This is a genomic window from Enterococcus sp. C76 (assembly GCF_040886985.1).
In the GTDB taxonomy this organism is placed as follows: domain Bacteria; phylum Bacillota; class Bacilli; order Lactobacillales; family Enterococcaceae; genus Enterococcus_B; species Enterococcus_B lactis.
This window is the reverse complement of sequence record NZ_JBFOEY010000001.1, coordinates 25590-42697: the sequence shown is the minus strand read 5'-3', so window position 1 is coordinate 42697 and position 17108 is coordinate 25590. Positions and strand designations below refer to the sequence as shown.

Sequence of the window (17108 nt, the reverse complement as noted above, 5' to 3'; positions counted from 1 at the left end):
CCACAATCAAGAAGGAGAAGGACCACTCTTTCCCTCTTCTTGATTCTATTATATCGAACTCTAGGTTATTTGCAAATTAAATCGCTATCAAATTTCCACATCTGATTCATCTTGCCAAAGAAATGGTTCGGATGATTTTCGGCTGTGCGTTCTGCAAGCAATCTGCTGCATGAAAAAGCGTCTGTCCTGTTGTATAGACATCGTCAATAATCAATATTTTTTTATGTTGTATCTTAGAAAGAGGTACGGCAAGCTCAAAAGGCTGAGGCATCTCCAATCTTTCCTTTCGCGTGTTTTTTGCTTGAGCAAGCAGATGTTGCTCTCTTTTGAGCAGCATCTGAAAAGGAATTTTTGCTGCTTTCAACATCTCGCTTACTTGATTGAATCCTCTTTCTAGCCACCTTTTTTCAGATAAAGGTATTGGACAATAAATATATGCCGGGTAATCTTTTTTTATCTGAGTCCATTTATATGCAAAAGTCCCTGCTAATCGGATATCTCCCATAAACTTGTACCGATTGATCCAAGCCTGCATCTTTTCATCGTACGTAAAAAAGGCGCGGTGTTGAAAATCATATGCAGGATATTTCTTCTTCCATTCTTGACAGTCGTTGCAGTAAACGAAACTAGTCTTTGCTTTCTTTTTCGTCTCCTTGTATTTCAAATGGATTGGTTTTTGACAACCTGCACAACCTTTTGCTTCCAATAAATGGAATTGTGCGCGGCAAACTGAACATGTCTGAGGAAGTCTATATTTCGACACACCGATGATCTCGCTGAATGTTAAATTTTGGATGATGTCTTTACTGCAGCAACTACATCTCACAGCATCTTCTTCCCTTCTTCGTTCATTTCTTTGATTTCCTGACAGGCTTTTCGAATAGCTGAAGTTTTTTCTTCATAGAAAAAATAGACCCGACTGTTCGTATAAGGACCTTTACGATCAGCTCTTCCTGCGATTTGCACCAAAGAGGATTTAGTAAAAACTGGATGATCTGCTCCTAAAACGATGACAGAGATTCTTTCAAATGTGACTCCTCTTTCTAGGATCATCGTGGTTAACAGTATCTCGTATGTTGCTTCTCGCATTTCCTGAACTTTCTTTGCCCGTTGATCGTCTTGTGAAGAAACATCTGTTATCTCATATTCTGGAAAAGCTTCTTGCAGTGTGATTTTTAAACGATGCATCATCGTAATACTTGGACAAAATAAAAGGATACGGTTTTCTTTGATTAGTTGCTGAATGATCCGCACCAAAGAGTTGATTTTCTTTTTGTTTCCACATTTTTGTCGCCAATTATTCATGAAAACAAGCACGGGTTCAGGAAGCAAGCGCCGATGAAAGCGTAAGGCAAGTTTGTGGAGCTCAAATGTCTGCTTGATTTCCTTTAGTAACTTCTCATCAGGCGTGGCACTTAAGTAGATGAATCGACCGTCTGGTTTGATTGCTGTTTGCACAGCGTGAGCTAGCCCAGCGTCCCCGCTATAAGGAAAAGCATCGATCTCATCAATGACTAATAAGTCAAAGGATCGATAAAAACGGTATAGTTGATGAATCGTACAGATAACAAAAGAACTAAAGGTATAAGCTGTTGCTGTATTCCCATGGAGCAACATGATTGTTTCTTCTGGAAAAACAGGTCGATAGCGTAAAAATAATTCATTACAAACGTCGATTCGCGGTGTACAAATGGCTACTCTTCCTCCAGCTTTTAATGTTTTCACTAAAATCGGATAAAGCATTTCTGTTTTTCCTGCACCTGTTACTGCCCAAATAAGATGGTGTCTTTTTTCTGAATGATAAAGTATCCTCTCTGCGATTTCCGTTTGTTTTTCAGTAAGCTTTCCTGTCCAAGAAAAGACGACTTCTCGAGATTCTGCTTTTGGCTGATCAAATAAATATAACTCTTGTTGACTGTCGCATCGCCCTAAAGACAGGCAATGTATGCAAAAATAGCCATAGTCTGCAAGCTGTCCCTCAAAGACAGGCGTTTTCACTCCACAACGATGACAAAGAATCCTGTTACCTAAACGTTCTACTGCTGCGATCTTCTTATAATTTGGTAAGTTTCCCTCCTCACAATCCATTGCTTCAATCTCTCTCGTAAGAAGCCTTCTGCCCCAAAAATGATTCATATCATTCGCCCTAAAAAAATATACGAAAAAACAAGCAATCTTTTTTTGGATTGCTTGTTCGATAGTTCTATATAATCTATTTATTCACCAATCAATGTAATTGCTTGGTCTAATACTTTTTCGCCATTCATCATTCCATAATCAGCCATATTGATGACGTCTAAAGGAATGCCTTTTGGTTCCAGACGTTTTTCAAAATCAGCTTTCATAAAGCGAACTTGAGGCCCTAATAACAGTACATCTACATCTTTATTTGCAAGATTATTATCTGCATCAGAAGCTGACACAGCGAAAATATCAGAATCGATTCCTTTTGCTTCCGCAGCTTTTTGCATTTTTGTTACTAGCAAACTTGTGCTCATACCAGCCGAACACACAAGCATGATTGTTTTTTTAGCCATACTTTTCTCTCCTTTTTAAAACAGACTACGCAAACGTTTTCTTAGCGTCTGTTACTCTATTATATAAAAAGAAAGAAATTTGTCAACGTTTTCTAAACACGGTTTATTTAATCAAATAGCCAGCTAGATTTCACTAATTTATTGAATACGACATATTCTTTATCCAAATTGATGACCACTACTTCATAGCCTGCATTTAACCAGCCGTAGGCACCCTTTTCTGGATGTTTATAGTCATTTGCCCACCAATCTGTGCTTTCCCTGGCTGTTTTGGGAAGTCCGTTACTGGGAAACAACAGTTCATCAAATTGGGTAAAGGTCAATGTTACTTGGGAGCCGCCGTTGTTCTTCAAATAATGCGTAATTGCATCGTACTTTTTCATTCGTTCCTTCATCCCCGGATCCACCTGCCTTTGTCTTTATTATCGCATACTACAGCAATTGCGCAACCGTTATAGTGTTGAAACAACCTAGAACTTTCTTTATACTGAATAAAGCAACCGAAAAAAAGAGGTGACAAGATGATCGAACGTTATCGTACAATCAAAGAAAATGGACAAAGTGAGATCGAAATCAAGAAATCACGCTTTATCTGTTCTCTTAAACGAATAGAAACAGAAGAAGAAGCGAAAAACTTCATCCAAGAAATCAAAAAAGAACATTGGAAAGCAAACCATAACTGCAGTGCCTTCGTCATTGGCGAAAAAAATGAGATCCAACGAAGCAGCGATGATGGCGAACCAAGTGGAACGGCGGGCGTACCGATGTTGGAAGTCCTCAAAAAAAATCAACTGATCAATGTAGCTGCAGTAGTCACTCGATATTTTGGAGGAACGAAACTCGGCACGGGCGGATTGATACGTGCATACACTCATGCGGTCTCTCAAGCATTGTCCGACATTGGAATCGTAGAAGGTACCTTGCAACAGGAGATCTCCGTTGTGATCACGTATCCGCAACTAGGAAAATTACAAAATTATCTTGAACTACAGCATTTTTTCATAAAAGAAATCCAATACACTGATCAAGTCATCGTCATCTGTGCAGTGGATGAAAAAAATGCTGACAGCTTTAAAGAATCCATCATTGAGCTGCTGAACGGACAAGTCCAATTTGAAGAAGGTCCTGTTTCTTATCACGAGCAATTGGTAGCTGATCATAGATAAAAACAGGTGATTCTGATTCTCTTTTTTTCGAATAAGGAATCAGGGATCACCTGTTTTTTTATTTTTCCAAATAAAACTCAAAACGATTTCCTACATATTGCGTACGCACATACTCAAATGGCGTGCCATCTTCAAAATAGGAAATCTGACGCAAACGAAGAACTGCATCTCCTCGTTTCACCTCTAAATAGTCTGCGATTTTCTCAGACGCCAATACAGCCGTGATCGTTTGATTCGCTGGACCGATTTTTTTCCCGCCTTTTTCTTCTAATGTGCGATACAGCGATTCAGTAATCTCTGCTTTGCTGTAGCCATCGATCAGCTTTTGCGGAACACTGGCTACTTCAAAACAAATAGGGACATCGTCTGCAAAACGAATACGTTCCATTCGCAAGATCGTGTCATCTTTACTCAAGTTTAGTTTTTCCATTTCACTTGAGCTTGGCGAAGTCAAAAAGTAAGAGATTGTTCGACTAGACGGTACTCTATTTTGCGATTCCATGATTTCTGTAAAACTTGTCGCGCCAGACATCTTTTCTTGTACTTTTTCTCGCGCAACATATGTACCCGAACCGATCTTTCTTTCTAAGATTCCTTCATCTGCCAAGTTTTGAATTGCTTGTCTCAACGTCATACGGCTGACATTGAATTTCACTGCTAATTCTCTTTCTGAAGGAAGACGGTCTCCGACTTTCCATATACCTTGTTCGATTTCATTTTTTAATTGGTCATGAATCTGTATATATACAGGTAATTGATTCGACATAACGTACACCCGTCCTTTCGTTTCTTCTATTATAACTGGTATATACCTGATTCACAACTGAAAAAGATAAAGGATTCTATCCATAAGCAGATGATGTAGGTACAAATCCTTCTTCCCATTCCTATTAACAGAATCCATTTTCTAGATATATTCAATTGAGAAAATAACAAAAGACCCTATAATCGCTGAAAATGCCGATTTATGGATCTTTTGTTATTATTAGCGGTTTTTAGCCATCCATTTTTTTGTATGATTCGTTGGGCGTTTTGATTTTACATGGACTGCTTTTTCGCCTTTTTTAGGAATGTTCACTTCGATATCGTATTTTTCTGATTTGACCAAGTCATATAACTTTTCAGCTGCTTCGTCTACTTTTTCTTTCCACTTCATTTTGACCCCTCCAATTCTTTTTGTTAACTTAACTCTATCTTAAATTGACAGAATCTTCAAGGAACAAGGTAACAAAGCAAAAAAAAGAGCTCTCGAACTTACGAGAGCCTACGGTTGTGCTATACTGGGGTAGCTGGATTCGAACCAACGCATGAGGGAGTCAAAGTCCCTTGCCTTACCGCTTGGCTATACCCCAATGAAATGGAGGAGAGTGGATTCGAACCACTGAACCCTAAGGAACGGATTTACAGTCCGTCGCGTTTAGCCACTTCGCTACTCCTCCGAAAGGTTTGTATCAACCTGACTTAGTTATAATACCTAATTTTCCAGATTTTTGCAACCCTTTATTGAAAGTTTTTTTGATATTTTTTTATTCGTGCAGATTCCAGTGACGAATCACTGTTTCTATCGCATTTTCAAGACTTTTTTCTTTCCCAAAATCTTCTTCACCAAAGAAAATTTCATATTCTTTTGGTCCATAGGCTAAAATTTCACCAATCATTTTTTTCCCTATAAATAACTGAGTGACTTCATAATTCTTACCTTTGATATCTTTTTTTACTTCTTCGATACGCACTTCAATATCTTTATTTTTTTTTGACATCATTTTCACCTCTCAGACATTTTATCATATTGCAGACAATAAAACATTCCTTAGGTAAAAATCTCTTGTCCATTTCATCTTCTTTTATACAAGAGGCGACTTCTCTAAAGCTCTTAATTCTCCCCTTGACCTATAGCGATATAGTTGGCCGCTGCGCCTACAAGATTAGCATCGTTTCTGTATTCACACAATAGGATCTGCGGCTCGAAATCATGCAAGTCGAATTGATCTGTCAACTTCTTCATTCTACTTTGGATCTCATCAATGAGTCCATCCTTTGCAGAAACGCCACCGCCTAATACGATAACTTCCGGATCGAATGAAAATTGGATACTGAATAAACCTTTTGCCAAGTACGTATAAAAACTCTCAACTTCTTCTTTTGCTATTTCATCCCCGGTTTCTGCTAATTCAAAAACGTCTTTTCCGGTATAAGTATTCTTATCGACTCCTTTGCGTTCACAATACCGCCAAGCCATCTGTACGGCTGTACCAAGTTTACTAAATGTCTGATCGCCCTCTAAGAACATCAAACCGAATTCTCCACCATAAAGATGTGCACCTTTATTGATTTGGCCTTTCGTGAACATCGCTCCGCCAATCCCAGTTCCTACCACGACAAAAGCAACTTCTTGATAATCACGAGCAGCTCCTTCATAAAACTCAGCCATTCCGGCACAGTTGGCGTCATTTTCAATCGTTACCGGAAGTTGAAACAAAGTTTCCAAATCTCTAAAAATATTAAAGCCATGAATATAAGGAATCGCACTGATTCCCTCAATTACCTGTTTCTCATTATTCACTACTCCAGGTGAGCTGATCCCAATTCCTTCAATCTCAAAAGAAAGACACATGTCTTTATAGACTTGTAATAATTGCGCTTTCATTTCTTTCCAAGATTCAGGCGTTGCAAATTGGCCCTTGCCTTTGACATCTTTACTATCCCAACAACCATATTTGACAGCCGACCCGCCAAAATCAAAAACTAATATCCCCATAAAAACATTCTCCTTTTTGCTTGCTAAAGCTATTGTAATGTATATGTTTAGTATTTGAAAGCATTTTCTCGGATCACTAGTCTATTCGTTAAAGCTGGTTTTGTGTAAGTGAATCGCTAAAATCACTTGATCTCGCAATTGTTCTCCGTTCTCAAAAATCGGTTTAGAATAATGATGGATAAAATAGTCTTTGACTCGACCAATCTCCACATAGCCCATTTTTTGATAGAGATGTAACGCAGCACTGCTAGTACTGCCGGTTCGTATGATGATCTGAGTTTGACTGGAAGCGAGTTGTGAAAGCTTCTGAAAAGCTGTCTCAAGGAGTTTCCCACCAATCCCTTTTCCTTGATGCGAAGGTTCTACAGCTACGTTAACGATTTCGAATTCTTTTTCCCTTACTATATAGATCAGTATACCTATTGTTTTTTCTTTTTCTTTCCATATCCAGCCGTTCCCCTTTGAAACATATACCTGAACTTTTTCTTTATCAGGATCTGCATCTAATAACAAGGACCATGGTACATCTATCTTATTGAGTTCTTCGATCATTTTTGACCTCCATATATGTAGTCATGAAGTCGTTACTTTGATAGTCACTCTCTCTTTTCTTTATTGCTCAGTGCTACTCGTATTTTTCACAACCTTTTTTGACGGTGTTCAAAATCCAGCACTTCGGCAATCACTCACAATTTTGCAAAATATGGGAAGCTATTTTCCAAATTGTTTCTTTATTGCTTAGTGCTACCCGTATTTTTCACAACCTTTTTATAATCTGGTTCTTTTTTATCTTTCTTATTTCTCGTTAATTGAAAGGTCAAAGGTACATAATCGATGCCGCCTTTGACAAAGGGATGACAGCGCAAGATCCGAGCCGTCCCCATTACCGTCCCTTTTAGCGCACCATGAGTTTGAATTGCTTTTATCATATAATTAGAACAGGTTGGGTAATAGCGGCAACTAGGCGGAAATGCAGGCGAAATAAAGCGCTGATATCCTCTAACTAAATAAATCAATATCTTCTTCATCAACTAGATTCCTTCTTTTCTTTTACTAAAAAAAGGGATCGCGACTAAAGTCAACGTTCCCTTCTGTTTTCTTTTATCCTATGCTGCTTCATGGCTCATTTCCTATCGACTAGAACCACCGTAATTAATTATCAATGAAAAAAGTCTCGAATATGAATCCACAAGCTGGGTTGAAATACTTTAAATGGATTGCCACCACCGATGACACCATATCCGATCATCGTTCCGGCTACAAAAAGAAGGATAAGCAATAAGATCACCACTAAAATCTTTATCAGAGTTAATAAGATATATCGTTGGTTACTCATTCATCCACTTCCTTATGCAATCGTTTGTGCTGTTTTTTCAGCAGGAGTTTGATCCATGTCTACACGTTCAACATCTGCACCTAATTTTTGTAGTTTGATATGGAAGTTATAATAGCCACGATCTAGATAATTCAAGTTACGGACACGTGTGATTCCATTTGCTTTCAAGCCAGCTAAAACTAATGCTGCTGCTGCACGCAAGTCTGTTGCATACACTTCCGCACCTTGCAATTCATGGTTTCCATCCATGATTGCTACATTTCCATCGATTTTGACGTGGGCGTTCATACGGCGCATTTCTTCTAAATGTTGGAAACGATTTTCAAAAACTGTTTCAGTTACTACGCTTGTACCTTCTGCCACTAATTGGATGGCTGTCATTTGCGCTTGCATATCTGTAGGGAAACCAGGATGAGGCATCGTTTTTACATCTGTAGGTAAGATATGTTTTGGTCCGATGACACGGATTCCGCCTTCTTCTTCAATGATTTCTGCACCCATTTCGATCAATTTAGAAATCAATGGGCGGTTATGTTCAGAGATAGCATCAGCAATCAGTACATTGCCTTCTGTCATTGCAGCAGCGACCATAAAGGTACCAGCTTCGATACGATCTTGTACGATTGAATGGTTGACTGCATGTAAATGATCAACGCCTTCGATACGCATTGTTTCAGTACCCGCTCCATAGACATGCGCACCCATTTTATTCAAAATATTTGCTAAATCAACGATTTCTGGTTCGCGAGCTACGTTTTCAATGATGGTTGTTCCTTTTGCTTTTACGGCAGCCATCATGATATTTTGAGTAGCACCTACACTAGGAAAATCTAAATAAATCGTGTTACCGATCAATTCATCTGCAATTGCTTCAATATAGCCGTTTTTTTGAATAATTTTTGCTCCTAAAGCTTGAAATCCTTTTAAATGTAAATCGATTGGGCGTTTACCAATCGCACATCCACCAGGCATAGCCACTTTTGCATGTCCATTTCTAGCAAGTAGCGGTCCCATCACAACGATTGAAGCACGCATTTGACTAACATACTCATAAGGCGCTTCGATTTCTAATTGTCTTGAAGCGTCGATTGTTACTTGATTCTTTTGTTCATCAAAATCTACATCTACATTTAAGTGACGAATCACTTGATTCATAGTGAAGACATCAGAAAGAATCGGGACGTTGTCTAATGTCGTAATACCTTCTTCTGCTAACAAACTGGCAGCTAAAATAGGCAATACAGCATTTTTAGCTCCTTCAATTCTTACTGTTCCATTTAATTGATTGCCACCTCTTACGATGATCTCTTCCATGTTGTTGTTCCCTCCAAAAAATTCCAATGAGCATACACTTACTCAAAATCTTTTCTATTATAACACCCTTCCTTTTAAAATAGTACCTTTTTTTAAAATTTACAGGCTAACGAAAAGATTTCGGCATAAAGCGATAACTTCTAAGAAAAAATTACTTGCAGTGTACCCTAAAAAGATTGAAAAAAGTACGATTGCCATTCTAATTTGCGTATTATGCATTGGTCTAAAAAAAGTCTCAATGCGTAACGAACGTAAAGACCAAAAGGCTAAGTAGATAAACGCCAAATGACTCACAATTCGAAGTATCGCATCAATTCCGTATACTTGCATAATGACGTCCTTTCTAACAGTTGTTTTTATAATAACTAATAAAATGATAATACCATAAAATGTATAAAAGGAAAAACAAGTATACTTAAAAATAGAGGTATACCCTTACATTTTTAGGAAATAAGGGGAAAAATATGCAAAAAAAGAGACTGAGACAAAAGTCTTGTCTCAGTCCTTTATTCCTAATAAAGGGTGTTCTCCTGCCAACTCCTCGGTCACAAGCCACAATATTCATCAAACATGAGAACCTGTTTTTTAATTTGTTCCTTGTGACTCGGAGCTGAATGGCAGGCTCACGACCTCTGATTCACGGTGTTCCAGAAGTAGCTTCTTCGGAAATAAGCTGACCACTTCTGTCGCAACCTCTGATACACGGATAAACATCCGCTTCTCATTTTATGAGTGCTTAGATACTTTAATACGATTGATTGCTCGATGCAACGCAACAGTTGCCCGCTTCAATTCGTTCGTATCTTGTTTTGCTTTTGCTTCTTCGATTTGGCGTTCTGCACGTTGTTTTGCACGTTCCGCACGAGATACATCGATATCCCGTTCACGTTCCGCACTATCAGCAACGATTGAAACCACATTATCACGCACTTCCATGATTCCGCCATTCACAGCAATCCAATCGACATGGGTATCCGAATCTGTCCGTTTTACACGAACTTCATCAATCGTCAAAGGAACGATGATCGGTGCATGTTTAGGTAAAATCCCAAGCTCACCAGCTGTCGTACGTGCGACGACGATAGCTGCATGGTGATCATAGACCAAACCGGCAGGAGTTACCACATTTACTGTTAAATATTGATCCATGGGGCACCCCTTTCTAGTAGCCTAGTGTTTTCGCTTTTTCTACGACGTCTTCGATTCGGCCAACACTTCGGAAAGCTTCTTCAGGAAGATCATCGTATTTGCCTTCCAAGATTTCGCGGAATCCTTTCACTGTTTCTTCTACAGGAACATAAGAACCTGGAAGACCAGTAAATTGTTCAGCCACGTTAAAGTTTTGTGACAAGAAGAATTGGACTCTGCGGGCACGAGAAACTAACACTTTTTCCTGATCGGATAATTCATCCATACCTAAGATAGCAATAATATCTTGTAATTCACGATATCGTTGCAATACGTGTTGGACTTCTGTTGCTACTTTATAGTGTTCTTCTCCCACGATTTCAGGTGCTAAAGCACTTGAAGAAGAAGCCAATGGATCTACCGCTGGATAAATCCCTTGTTCTGTTAATTTACGTTCCAAGTTGGTTGTCGCATCCAAATGGGCGAATGCTGTTGCCGGCGCCGGGTCAGTGTAGTCATCGGCTGGCACATAGATGGCTTGGATCGATGTAATCGAACCTTTTTTCGTAGATGTGATACGTTCTTGCAATTGACCCATTTCTGTTGCCAATGTTGGTTGATAACCAACCGCAGAAGGCATCCGTCCTAACAAGGCTGATACTTCAGATCCAGCTTGAGTGAAACGGAAAATATTGTCGATAAACAACAGTACATCTTGGCCTTCTACATCACGGAAATATTCCGCGATCGTCAAACCAGTTAACGCAACACGCATACGTGCACCTGGTGGTTCGTTCATTTGACCGAACACCATGGCTGTCTTTTCGATAACTCCTGAATCTTTCATTTCATAATACAAGTCATTACCTTCACGAGTCCGTTCACCGACACCGGTAAATACAGAAATACCACCGTGTTCTTGGGCGATATTATGGATCAGTTCTTGGATCAGTACGGTTTTACCAACACCGGCACCACCAAATAGTCCAACTTTCCCACCTTTTAAATATGGGGCAAGCAAGTCGATAACTTTGATCCCTGTTTCCAAAATTTCTGTACTTGTACTTAATTCGTCAAAGGCTGGTGCTTTTTTATGAATTTCGCTTCTTTCCGCATCCTCTGGGAAAGGTGTTTCTAAATCGATCGTATCTCCTAGTACGTTGAATACGCGACCTAATGTTTCTTTACCTACAGGAACAGAGATTGCTTTGCCTGTATCAATGACTTCCATTCCTCTTTGTAAACCATCTGTTGATTCCATCGCAATGGTCCGGATCACTCCGTCCCCTAATTCTAATGCTGCTTCAAGAACAACTTTTGATTTATTTTCGTCATTTTTATAAACAACTAATGCGTTGTTGATATCTGGTAAGGATTGGTCTAAAGAAAATTCCACGTCGACAACGGGACCGATTACTTGAACAATCTTGCCTGAACTCATCTTTTTTCCTCCAATCTCAATACTATTCTAGTGCCGAAGCTCCGGCAACAATTTCGGTAATTTCTTGGGTAATAGCCCCTTGTCTTGCACGGTTATAAGAAACCGTCAGCTCATCAATGATATTAGCAGCATTATCAGTTGCTGTTTTCATTGCTGTCATACCAGCAGCATGTTCTGCTGTTTTGGCGTCAACGATCGCACCGTAGATCAAACTTTCAGCATATTGAGGCAATAACTGAGACAAGATTTCTTCTTTTGAAGGTTCAAAAATATATTCTTGTTCGAAAGTCGTTGCTTCTTCTGGATCTAAGTCTGAGATTGGCAGCATTTTTTCTACACGAAACTGACTAGTTAGCGAATTGATATGATGGTTATAACATACGTATAATTCATCGAATACTTCGTTTTGGTACATAGTTGTTGCCATATTTACGATTTTGCGGACTTCATCAAAGCTTGGCTGATCAGATAAATTGCGCAGCTCATATGCTAGGTTGATACCGCGTGCTTTAAAGAAGTCTGCACCAGTTCCGCCAATTGCGATCATCACGTAATCATCGGGTGATTGGTGGTCTTCTTCTAAAATAGACATCGTTTGTTTCAATATCGAACTGTTATATCCACCGACCAGACCGCCATCTGCAGTGATGACGATATAACCGGTTTTCTTCACAGGACGGCTGAGCAGCATGCTGTTGTAATTGATATCCCCTCTTGGATTTTCTGAGGCAATATCATTTAACTGAGTAGCAGTCAAATGCGTAACGATTTCTCTTACTTTTGTTGCATAAACCTGAAACTTCTGTGAAGAAGCTTCAGATTTTGTCAACTTAGAAGCAGACACCATCTGCATTGCCCGCGTGATTTGGCTCGTTTTTTTCGTTGAAGCGATACGTGTCTTGATTTCATTTAATGAAGCACCCATTCATCTCACCTCACTATGCATTTTGAATGGATTTCAATTTATCTTCTGTAGAGGAATTATTTCCTTTTGTAGCTAAGAACATGTCTTTATATTCCTGAATCGCACTGTTCAACGTTTCTTCTTCTGGAAGATCTTTTGTTGTACGGATTGTTTCAAAAATATCTGAATGATTGGTATCCAGATATTCGAATAATTCATGTTCGAAGTCTAAAATACTGTCTACAGGGATACTGTCCAAGAATCCATGTGTCAAGGCATACAAAATCACTACTTGTTTCTCAACAGCTAGCGGTGCATGCAGTTTTTGTTTCAAGATTTCTACTGTACGGCGTCCACGATTTAGTTTTGCTTGTGTTGCCGCATCCAAATCAGAACCGAATTGTGTAAATGCTTCTAATTCACGATAACTTGCTAAGTCTAGACGTAAAGTCCCAGCAACTTTTTTCATTGCTTTGATTTGCGCAGAACCCCCTACACGAGAGACAGATAGTCCGGCATCAACCGCTGGACGAGTACCCGCGTAGAACAAGTCGCTTTCTAAGAAGATTTGTCCGTCAGTGATTGAGATAACGTTTGTTGGGATATAAGCAGAGATATCTCCAGCTTGTGTTTCAACAAATGGCAAAGCAGTCATTGAACCGCCGCCTAGATCATCACTTAATTTTGCTGCACGTTCTAATAAACGTGAGTGCAAGTAGAAAACATCCCCAGGATAAGCTTCACGACCTGGTGGACGGCGAAGTAGCAAGGAAAGTTCACGATAAGCAACAGCTTGTTTTGAAAGATCATCAAAAATGATCAATACATGTTTACCGTTGTACATGAATTCTTCACCCATTGCAGTACCAGCATATGGTGCGATATAAAGCAATGGTGCTGGTTGAGACGCACCGGCATTCACAACGATTGTGTAATCCATTGCGCCATATTTTTTCAATGTTTCAACTTGTGTACGAACTGTAGAATCTTTTTGTCCGATTGCTACATAGATACAGATCATATCTTGACCTTTTTGGTTGATGATCGTATCGATCGCAATAGAAGTTTTCCCTGTTTTACGGTCACCGATGACTAATTCACGTTGTCCGCGTCCGATTGGCACAAGGGCGTCGATCGCTTTTAGCCCTGTTTGCATTGGTTCGTTAACAGATTTACGTTGCATAACACCTGGTGCCATCGCTTCTACTGGACGAGCTTTGTCAGTAACGATTTCACCTAGTCCGTCGATTGGTTGACCTAGCGGATTGACTACCCGACCGATCAAGGCCTCTCCAACTGGAACTTCCATGATCTTACCTGTTCGTTTTACTTTATCTCCTTCACGAATGGACTCGAAATCGCCAAGGATAATGATACCTACATCATTTGACTCTAAGTTTTGCGCCATTCCGTATGAGCCGTTTGAAAATTCAAGCAACTCACCACTCATCGCGTTTTCTAAACCATGTGCACGAGCGATCCCGTCACCTACATAAGTTACGGTACCGATTTCTTCGACTGAAAGCACGTTTTGATAATTTTCAATTTGTTCTTTAATCAAGGCACTAATTTCTTCTGCTTTGATGGCCATTCGATTCACCTACCTCTTTGTACTATCTGTTTAATTGATTACGCATTTTTTCTAATTGCGTGCGAATGCTTCCGTCGATTACTCGATGGTTGGCTTCAACAATCGCGCCACCAATAATAGAAGAATCAACGATTTGTTTTAATTCAACTGATTGATAGTCCATTGTTTTTGCAACATTCTTTTCTAATTGTATTCGTTGTTCGTCTGAAAGTGGGACTGCTGTTGTGACACTTCCCAATAGTAACCCTTGATGTTCATCATATCGACGTTCATATTCTTCGATCATGAACAAAAGGTCATCCATTCGGTTATACTCATAAACAACTTCTAAAAAGTTTTTAACGATCCCATCATAACCGCTGACAAGCTTGTCCATGATTTCTCGTTTTTCATGAGGTTCTAGACGAACATCACTTAACATATTTCCTAATCCAGGTACTTGTTCATAGATTTGACGTAAACTTACGAGATCTTGATAGATTTCTTCTGCTTGATTTGAATCGATCGCCAGTTCAAATAAAGCTTTCCCGTAACGTCTTCCTACTGTATATTTATCTAGTTTCATTTGAAGAACCTAGACCTTCAATGTATTGATTGATTAATGATTCATGCATTTCTGGAGATAATTCTTTGTTCAAGATTTTTTCCGCGATTTGAAGAGAGAGTTCTGCAACGTCGTCTTTTACAGAGTTCAGCGCTGAATCACGTTCTACAGTGATATCAGCTTGGGCTTTGCTTTTTAGACGAGCTGCTTCTTCTTGAGCATCCTTCAAAATATTTTGGCGGCTTAATTCTCCACTTTCTTTCGCATTTTTGATGATATCAGCTGCATCAGAACGAGAGGCTAACAATTGTTGTTCGCGTTCTTGTTCCATTTTCGCTGAGTTGATGCGAGATTGTTCTGCAGAATCTAAATCATTGGCGATCTTGTCTTCACGTTTTTTCAAAATATCGCTGATTGGTCCCCAAGCAAAGTGCTTCAAGAGAGCCAGTAGTATCAAAAATGAGCCGCTGACAACGATGATATTACCTAACATCGCATTGCCAACTTCTGCAATTGCCAATTGATTCAGCATAGGCGAGCCTTCCTTTCTTTGGAGTATTTCTAGTTTCCATGTAAAAAAGCAGTAACAAACGATGTTGTTTCTGCCTTAATACTGATTCAATTAAACGGCAAAAACTAGAATCAAGGCGATAACTACCCCTAAGATAGGAACAGCTTCAACTAGAGCTACCCCGATAAACATTGTTGTACGGAATTGACCAGACATTTCAGGTTGGCGAGCCATTGATTCGATTGTTTTAGAGATAACTTGACCGTTACCATAACCGGCTCCGATTGCTGCTCCCATGATTGCGATTGCTGCTGCGATATAATTCATAATTGTTTTCCTCCTAAAATAGATAAATAGTAGTTTGTTTTTTAACCGAGTATTATTCTTCTACTTCAATCTTATGGCTCATATAAACCATTGACAAAGTAACAAAGACAAATGCTTGGATGCTCCCAATAAACAAGGAGAACGCGATCCAGACCATCTCTAATGGAATTGCTAATGGTAATGAGAACCAGCCTAAGCTTGTCATCATTTTTGCAATCAAGGTTAGCAAAACTTCCCCCGCATAAATATTCCCATAAAGACGTAAAGCAAGTGTTAATAAGTTTGTAAATTCTTCAATCAGTTTCATCGGAAACATAAAACTATAGGGTTTCAAGAACGAATTTACGAAATATCCTTTGAAGCCTAACTTTTTCACCCCGAATAAGTGAGTAAGTAAGATCATTATAAATGCCAAAGTTAAAGTAACAAACGGGTCTGCTGTCGGGCTTTTCCAAAGTGTTGTTTCGTTAGGTAAGACGATTTTTGTTACTAAACCGATGTTGTTTGCAACAAAAACAAATAAAAACAATGTAAATGCCAACAAATGGAAATTGCTCAATTCTTTTCTAGGCAGATTATCTGTTACGATTCCTCGACTAAAATCAATGACCCATTCTATCGCATTTTGTTTGCCTGTTGGTTTCAACTTAAGATTTCTTGTAAAAAAGTAAGCTAAGAAGAAAACAATCAAACAGGTCAGTAACACCATTATACAAACTGTACCATCAAACCAAATTGGTCCAATGTGGAACGTTAGCGAGCGTTCATCCAATCCATTTCACCTCTTTTCCCCGAAATTCACATAAAATCAATTCATGTGCGTATCTGGTTTTTTCCAATCGGTTTCTAACCACACGGTATCATACCACCATGAAACAGAAAATTCAAAACATTTTCATGAAAATTAGACACTTTTTTATTTCAGTCAAAAACGAAGCGAATTTTTCCCCATGCACGGTGCTCCTGATCTAAGAAAAAACCTGTGATATCATATTTTATCAGATTAAATGCTAACAAATTTTATCATTAAGTAAAAGCAAAAGCACCGAATATGCGAAAAAGGATAATGAAATTATCTAGAGAAATTTTTTAATGTTCGATCAATTTGCCGATCGATATCTTTTCGTTTCAAATCTTCCCGTTTATCATACGATTTTTTCCCTTTTGCCAGACCAATCAATACCTTGGCATAGCCGTTACGAATATAGACTTTTAAAGGAACAACAGTGATTCCCGTGTTTTTCAATTCGTTTTCAAGACGAACGATTTGTTTCTTGTGCAATAATAGTTTTCTCGTGCGCAACGGATCATGATTAAAAATATTTCCTTGTTCATAAGGACTGATATGAACATTATGCAAGAAAGCTTCCCCGTTGCGGACGCGAATAAATCCATCTTTCAGATTAATCCGGCTGTTTCGTATCGACTTGATCTCCGTTCCTTGCAAGACCATCCCTGCTTCCATCGTGTCGATGATCGAATAATCATGGCGAGCTTTCTTGTTTTGTGCAATTAGTTTTCCCTCGCCTTTTGGCATAGCTGTTTCCTCCA

Annotated in this window: 23 protein-coding genes and 2 tRNA genes; 1 reads left to right on the top strand and 24 read right to left on the bottom strand. The window is 39.1% G+C overall.

Annotated features, from left to right (window positions below):
- Nucleotides 1–106: 106 nt before the first annotated feature.
- The 4 genes from AB3I00_RS00260 to AB3I00_RS00245 all read right to left on the bottom strand — a co-directional run bounded on the left by AB3I00_RS00260 (nucleotide 107) and on the right by AB3I00_RS00245 (nucleotide 2932).
- Nucleotides 107–826, bottom strand: coding sequence for a ComF family protein (locus tag AB3I00_RS00260; RefSeq protein ID WP_368024570.1), 720 nt, complete (start codon nucleotides 824–826; stop codon nucleotides 107–109).
- Nucleotides 823–2136 (bottom strand): DEAD/DEAH box helicase family protein, encoded by a 1314-nt coding sequence (locus AB3I00_RS00255; protein WP_024636046.1) that lies wholly within the window; start codon nucleotides 2134–2136, stop codon nucleotides 823–825. Before AB3I00_RS00255 ends, AB3I00_RS00260 begins: the two co-directional genes overlap by 4 nt.
- Nucleotides 2137–2216: 80 nt before the next feature.
- Entirely contained in the window at nucleotides 2217–2537 is a 321-nt protein-coding gene (locus tag AB3I00_RS00250) for a PTS sugar transporter subunit IIB (protein ID WP_002292778.1), read from the bottom strand.
- 107 nt (nucleotides 2538–2644) lie between these two features.
- Nucleotides 2645–2932, bottom strand: a complete 288-nt coding sequence (locus tag AB3I00_RS00245; RefSeq protein ID WP_002400548.1) for a hypothetical protein — start codon at nucleotides 2930–2932, stop codon at nucleotides 2645–2647.
- A 126-nt stretch (nucleotides 2933–3058) separates the two neighbouring features.
- Here AB3I00_RS00245 and AB3I00_RS00240 point away from each other — a divergent pair, with 126 nt between their 5' ends.
- Nucleotides 3059–3703 carry a YigZ family protein gene (locus tag AB3I00_RS00240; protein ID WP_368024569.1) on the top strand — a complete coding sequence of 215 codons (645 nt, stop codon included), beginning with the start codon at nucleotides 3059–3061 and terminating at the stop codon, nucleotides 3701–3703.
- 58 nt (nucleotides 3704–3761) lie between these two features.
- Here the strand turns inward: AB3I00_RS00240 and AB3I00_RS00235 are convergent, their stop codons facing one another.
- The 20 genes from AB3I00_RS00235 to smpB all read right to left on the bottom strand — a co-directional run bounded on the left by AB3I00_RS00235 (nucleotide 3762) and on the right by smpB (nucleotide 17094).
- A complete protein-coding gene (locus AB3I00_RS00235) occupies nucleotides 3762–4469 on the bottom strand; it encodes a GntR family transcriptional regulator (RefSeq protein WP_002292782.1) in 708 nt (235 codons plus the stop codon).
- 219 nt (nucleotides 4470–4688) lie between these two features.
- A complete protein-coding gene (locus AB3I00_RS00230; RefSeq protein WP_002292784.1) occupies nucleotides 4689–4859 on the bottom strand; it encodes a hypothetical protein in 171 nt (56 codons plus the stop codon).
- 124 nt (nucleotides 4860–4983) lie between these two features.
- Nucleotides 4984–5055, bottom strand: a tRNA-Gln gene (locus AB3I00_RS00225).
- Nucleotides 5056–5061: 6 nt separating this feature from the next.
- A tRNA-Tyr gene (locus tag AB3I00_RS00220) sits at nucleotides 5062–5142 on the bottom strand.
- A gap of 87 nt (nucleotides 5143–5229) precedes the next feature.
- Nucleotides 5230–5466: a DUF2969 domain-containing protein gene (locus AB3I00_RS00215; RefSeq protein ID WP_002316425.1), complete on the bottom strand. Its 237-nt coding sequence runs from the start codon at nucleotides 5464–5466 to the stop codon at nucleotides 5230–5232.
- Nucleotides 5467–5576: 110 nt separating this feature from the next.
- The gene (locus AB3I00_RS00210) at nucleotides 5577–6461 is read right to left on the bottom strand and encodes an ROK family protein (protein WP_368024568.1); all 885 of its coding nucleotides are present in this window, start codon (nucleotides 6459–6461) and stop codon (nucleotides 5577–5579) included.
- 81 nt (nucleotides 6462–6542) lie between these two features.
- Nucleotides 6543–7013 (bottom strand): N-acetyltransferase, encoded by a 471-nt coding sequence (locus AB3I00_RS00205; protein ID WP_070770005.1) that lies wholly within the window; start codon nucleotides 7011–7013, stop codon nucleotides 6543–6545.
- 179 nt (nucleotides 7014–7192) lie between these two features.
- Nucleotides 7193–7489: a membrane protein insertion efficiency factor YidD gene (gene yidD / locus AB3I00_RS00200; RefSeq protein ID WP_368024567.1), complete on the bottom strand. Its 297-nt coding sequence runs from the start codon at nucleotides 7487–7489 to the stop codon at nucleotides 7193–7195.
- A 131-nt stretch (nucleotides 7490–7620) separates the two neighbouring features.
- Complete coding sequence (locus AB3I00_RS00195; RefSeq protein WP_002292789.1) at nucleotides 7621–7797, bottom strand: DNA-directed RNA polymerase subunit beta; 177 nt, start codon at nucleotides 7795–7797, stop codon at nucleotides 7621–7623.
- Between the two features lie 12 nt (nucleotides 7798–7809).
- The gene (gene murA / locus AB3I00_RS00190; RefSeq protein WP_002308580.1) at nucleotides 7810–9111 is read right to left on the bottom strand and encodes a UDP-N-acetylglucosamine 1-carboxyvinyltransferase; all 1302 of its coding nucleotides are present in this window, start codon (nucleotides 9109–9111) and stop codon (nucleotides 7810–7812) included.
- A 99-nt stretch (nucleotides 9112–9210) separates the two neighbouring features.
- The gene (locus AB3I00_RS00185; RefSeq protein ID WP_002300479.1) at nucleotides 9211–9441 is read right to left on the bottom strand and encodes a DUF1146 family protein; all 231 of its coding nucleotides are present in this window, start codon (nucleotides 9439–9441) and stop codon (nucleotides 9211–9213) included.
- Between the two features lie 396 nt (nucleotides 9442–9837).
- The gene (locus tag AB3I00_RS00180) at nucleotides 9838–10260 is read right to left on the bottom strand and encodes a F0F1 ATP synthase subunit epsilon (RefSeq protein WP_002289005.1); all 423 of its coding nucleotides are present in this window, start codon (nucleotides 10258–10260) and stop codon (nucleotides 9838–9840) included.
- A 13-nt stretch (nucleotides 10261–10273) separates the two neighbouring features.
- Nucleotides 10274–11680, bottom strand: a complete 1407-nt coding sequence (gene atpD, locus AB3I00_RS00175; protein WP_002289006.1) for a F0F1 ATP synthase subunit beta — start codon at nucleotides 11678–11680, stop codon at nucleotides 10274–10276.
- 22 nt (nucleotides 11681–11702) lie between these two features.
- A complete protein-coding gene (locus tag AB3I00_RS00170) occupies nucleotides 11703–12605 on the bottom strand; it encodes a F0F1 ATP synthase subunit gamma (RefSeq protein WP_002292792.1) in 903 nt (300 codons plus the stop codon).
- A 13-nt stretch (nucleotides 12606–12618) separates the two neighbouring features.
- Complete coding sequence (gene atpA, locus AB3I00_RS00165) at nucleotides 12619–14175, bottom strand: F0F1 ATP synthase subunit alpha (RefSeq protein WP_002292793.1); 1557 nt, start codon at nucleotides 14173–14175, stop codon at nucleotides 12619–12621.
- 22 nt (nucleotides 14176–14197) lie between these two features.
- Complete coding sequence (locus AB3I00_RS00160; protein WP_002292794.1) at nucleotides 14198–14740, bottom strand: F0F1 ATP synthase subunit delta; 543 nt, start codon at nucleotides 14738–14740, stop codon at nucleotides 14198–14200.
- A complete protein-coding gene (atpF, locus tag AB3I00_RS00155) occupies nucleotides 14727–15251 on the bottom strand; it encodes a F0F1 ATP synthase subunit B (RefSeq protein ID WP_002292796.1) in 525 nt (174 codons plus the stop codon). The genes AB3I00_RS00160 and atpF overlap by 14 nt, the downstream gene beginning before the upstream one ends.
- A 90-nt stretch (nucleotides 15252–15341) precedes the next feature.
- Nucleotides 15342–15557: an ATP synthase F0 subunit C gene (atpE, locus tag AB3I00_RS00150; RefSeq protein WP_002292797.1), complete on the bottom strand. Its 216-nt coding sequence runs from the start codon at nucleotides 15555–15557 to the stop codon at nucleotides 15342–15344.
- Nucleotides 15558–15609: 52 nt separating this feature from the next.
- Nucleotides 15610–16329, bottom strand: a complete 720-nt coding sequence (gene atpB / locus AB3I00_RS00145; RefSeq protein WP_002300474.1) for a F0F1 ATP synthase subunit A — start codon at nucleotides 16327–16329, stop codon at nucleotides 15610–15612.
- 300 nt (nucleotides 16330–16629) lie between these two features.
- Nucleotides 16630–17094: an SsrA-binding protein SmpB gene (smpB, locus tag AB3I00_RS00140; RefSeq protein WP_002292799.1), complete on the bottom strand. Its 465-nt coding sequence runs from the start codon at nucleotides 17092–17094 to the stop codon at nucleotides 16630–16632.
- Between the last annotated feature and the right edge of the window lie 14 nt (nucleotides 17095–17108).

Excerpts from the sequence above, each read along its gene's own strand:
- AB3I00_RS00255 (WP_024636046.1), bottom strand. The coding sequence starts at position 2,136 with ATGAATCATTTTTGGGGCAGAAGGCTTCTTACGAGAGAGATTGAAGCA.
- AB3I00_RS00250 (WP_002292778.1), bottom strand. The coding sequence starts at position 2,537 with ATGGCTAAAAAAACAATCATGCTTGTGTGTTCGGCTGGTATGAGCACA.
- AB3I00_RS00245 (WP_002400548.1), bottom strand. The coding sequence starts at position 2,932 with ATGAAGGAACGAATGAAAAAGTACGATGCAATTACGCATTATTTGAAG.
- AB3I00_RS00240 (WP_368024569.1), top strand. The coding sequence starts at position 3,059 with ATGATCGAACGTTATCGTACAATCAAAGAAAATGGACAAAGTGAGATC.
- AB3I00_RS00235 (WP_002292782.1), bottom strand. The coding sequence starts at position 4,469 with ATGTCGAATCAATTACCTGTATATATACAGATTCATGACCAATTAAAA.
- AB3I00_RS00230 (WP_002292784.1), bottom strand. The coding sequence starts at position 4,859 with ATGAAGTGGAAAGAAAAAGTAGACGAAGCAGCTGAAAAGTTATATGAC.
- AB3I00_RS00215 (WP_002316425.1), bottom strand. The coding sequence starts at position 5,466 with ATGATGTCAAAAAAAAATAAAGATATTGAAGTGCGTATCGAAGAAGTA.
- AB3I00_RS00210 (WP_368024568.1), bottom strand. The coding sequence starts at position 6,461 with ATGGGGATATTAGTTTTTGATTTTGGCGGGTCGGCTGTCAAATATGGT.
- AB3I00_RS00205 (WP_070770005.1), bottom strand. The coding sequence starts at position 7,013 with ATGATCGAAGAACTCAATAAGATAGATGTACCATGGTCCTTGTTATTA.
- yidD (WP_368024567.1), bottom strand. The coding sequence starts at position 7,489 with ATGAAGAAGATATTGATTTATTTAGTTAGAGGATATCAGCGCTTTATT.
- AB3I00_RS00195 (WP_002292789.1), bottom strand. The coding sequence starts at position 7,797 with ATGAGTAACCAACGATATATCTTATTAACTCTGATAAAGATTTTAGTG.
- murA (WP_002308580.1), bottom strand. The coding sequence starts at position 9,111 with ATGGAAGAGATCATCGTAAGAGGTGGCAATCAATTAAATGGAACAGTA.
- AB3I00_RS00185 (WP_002300479.1), bottom strand. The coding sequence starts at position 9,441 with ATGCAAGTATACGGAATTGATGCGATACTTCGAATTGTGAGTCATTTG.
- AB3I00_RS00180 (WP_002289005.1), bottom strand. The coding sequence starts at position 10,260 with ATGGATCAATATTTAACAGTAAATGTGGTAACTCCTGCCGGTTTGGTC.
- atpD (WP_002289006.1), bottom strand. The coding sequence starts at position 11,680 with ATGAGTTCAGGCAAGATTGTTCAAGTAATCGGTCCCGTTGTCGACGTG.
- AB3I00_RS00170 (WP_002292792.1), bottom strand. The coding sequence starts at position 12,605 with ATGGGTGCTTCATTAAATGAAATCAAGACACGTATCGCTTCAACGAAA.
- atpA (WP_002292793.1), bottom strand. The coding sequence starts at position 14,175 with ATGGCCATCAAAGCAGAAGAAATTAGTGCCTTGATTAAAGAACAAATT.
- AB3I00_RS00160 (WP_002292794.1), bottom strand. The coding sequence starts at position 14,740 with ATGAAACTAGATAAATATACAGTAGGAAGACGTTACGGGAAAGCTTTA.
- atpF (WP_002292796.1), bottom strand. The coding sequence starts at position 15,251 with ATGCTGAATCAATTGGCAATTGCAGAAGTTGGCAATGCGATGTTAGGT.
- atpE (WP_002292797.1), bottom strand. The coding sequence starts at position 15,557 with ATGAATTATATCGCAGCAGCAATCGCAATCATGGGAGCAGCAATCGGA.
- smpB (WP_002292799.1), bottom strand. The coding sequence starts at position 17,094 with ATGCCAAAAGGCGAGGGAAAACTAATTGCACAAAACAAGAAAGCTCGC.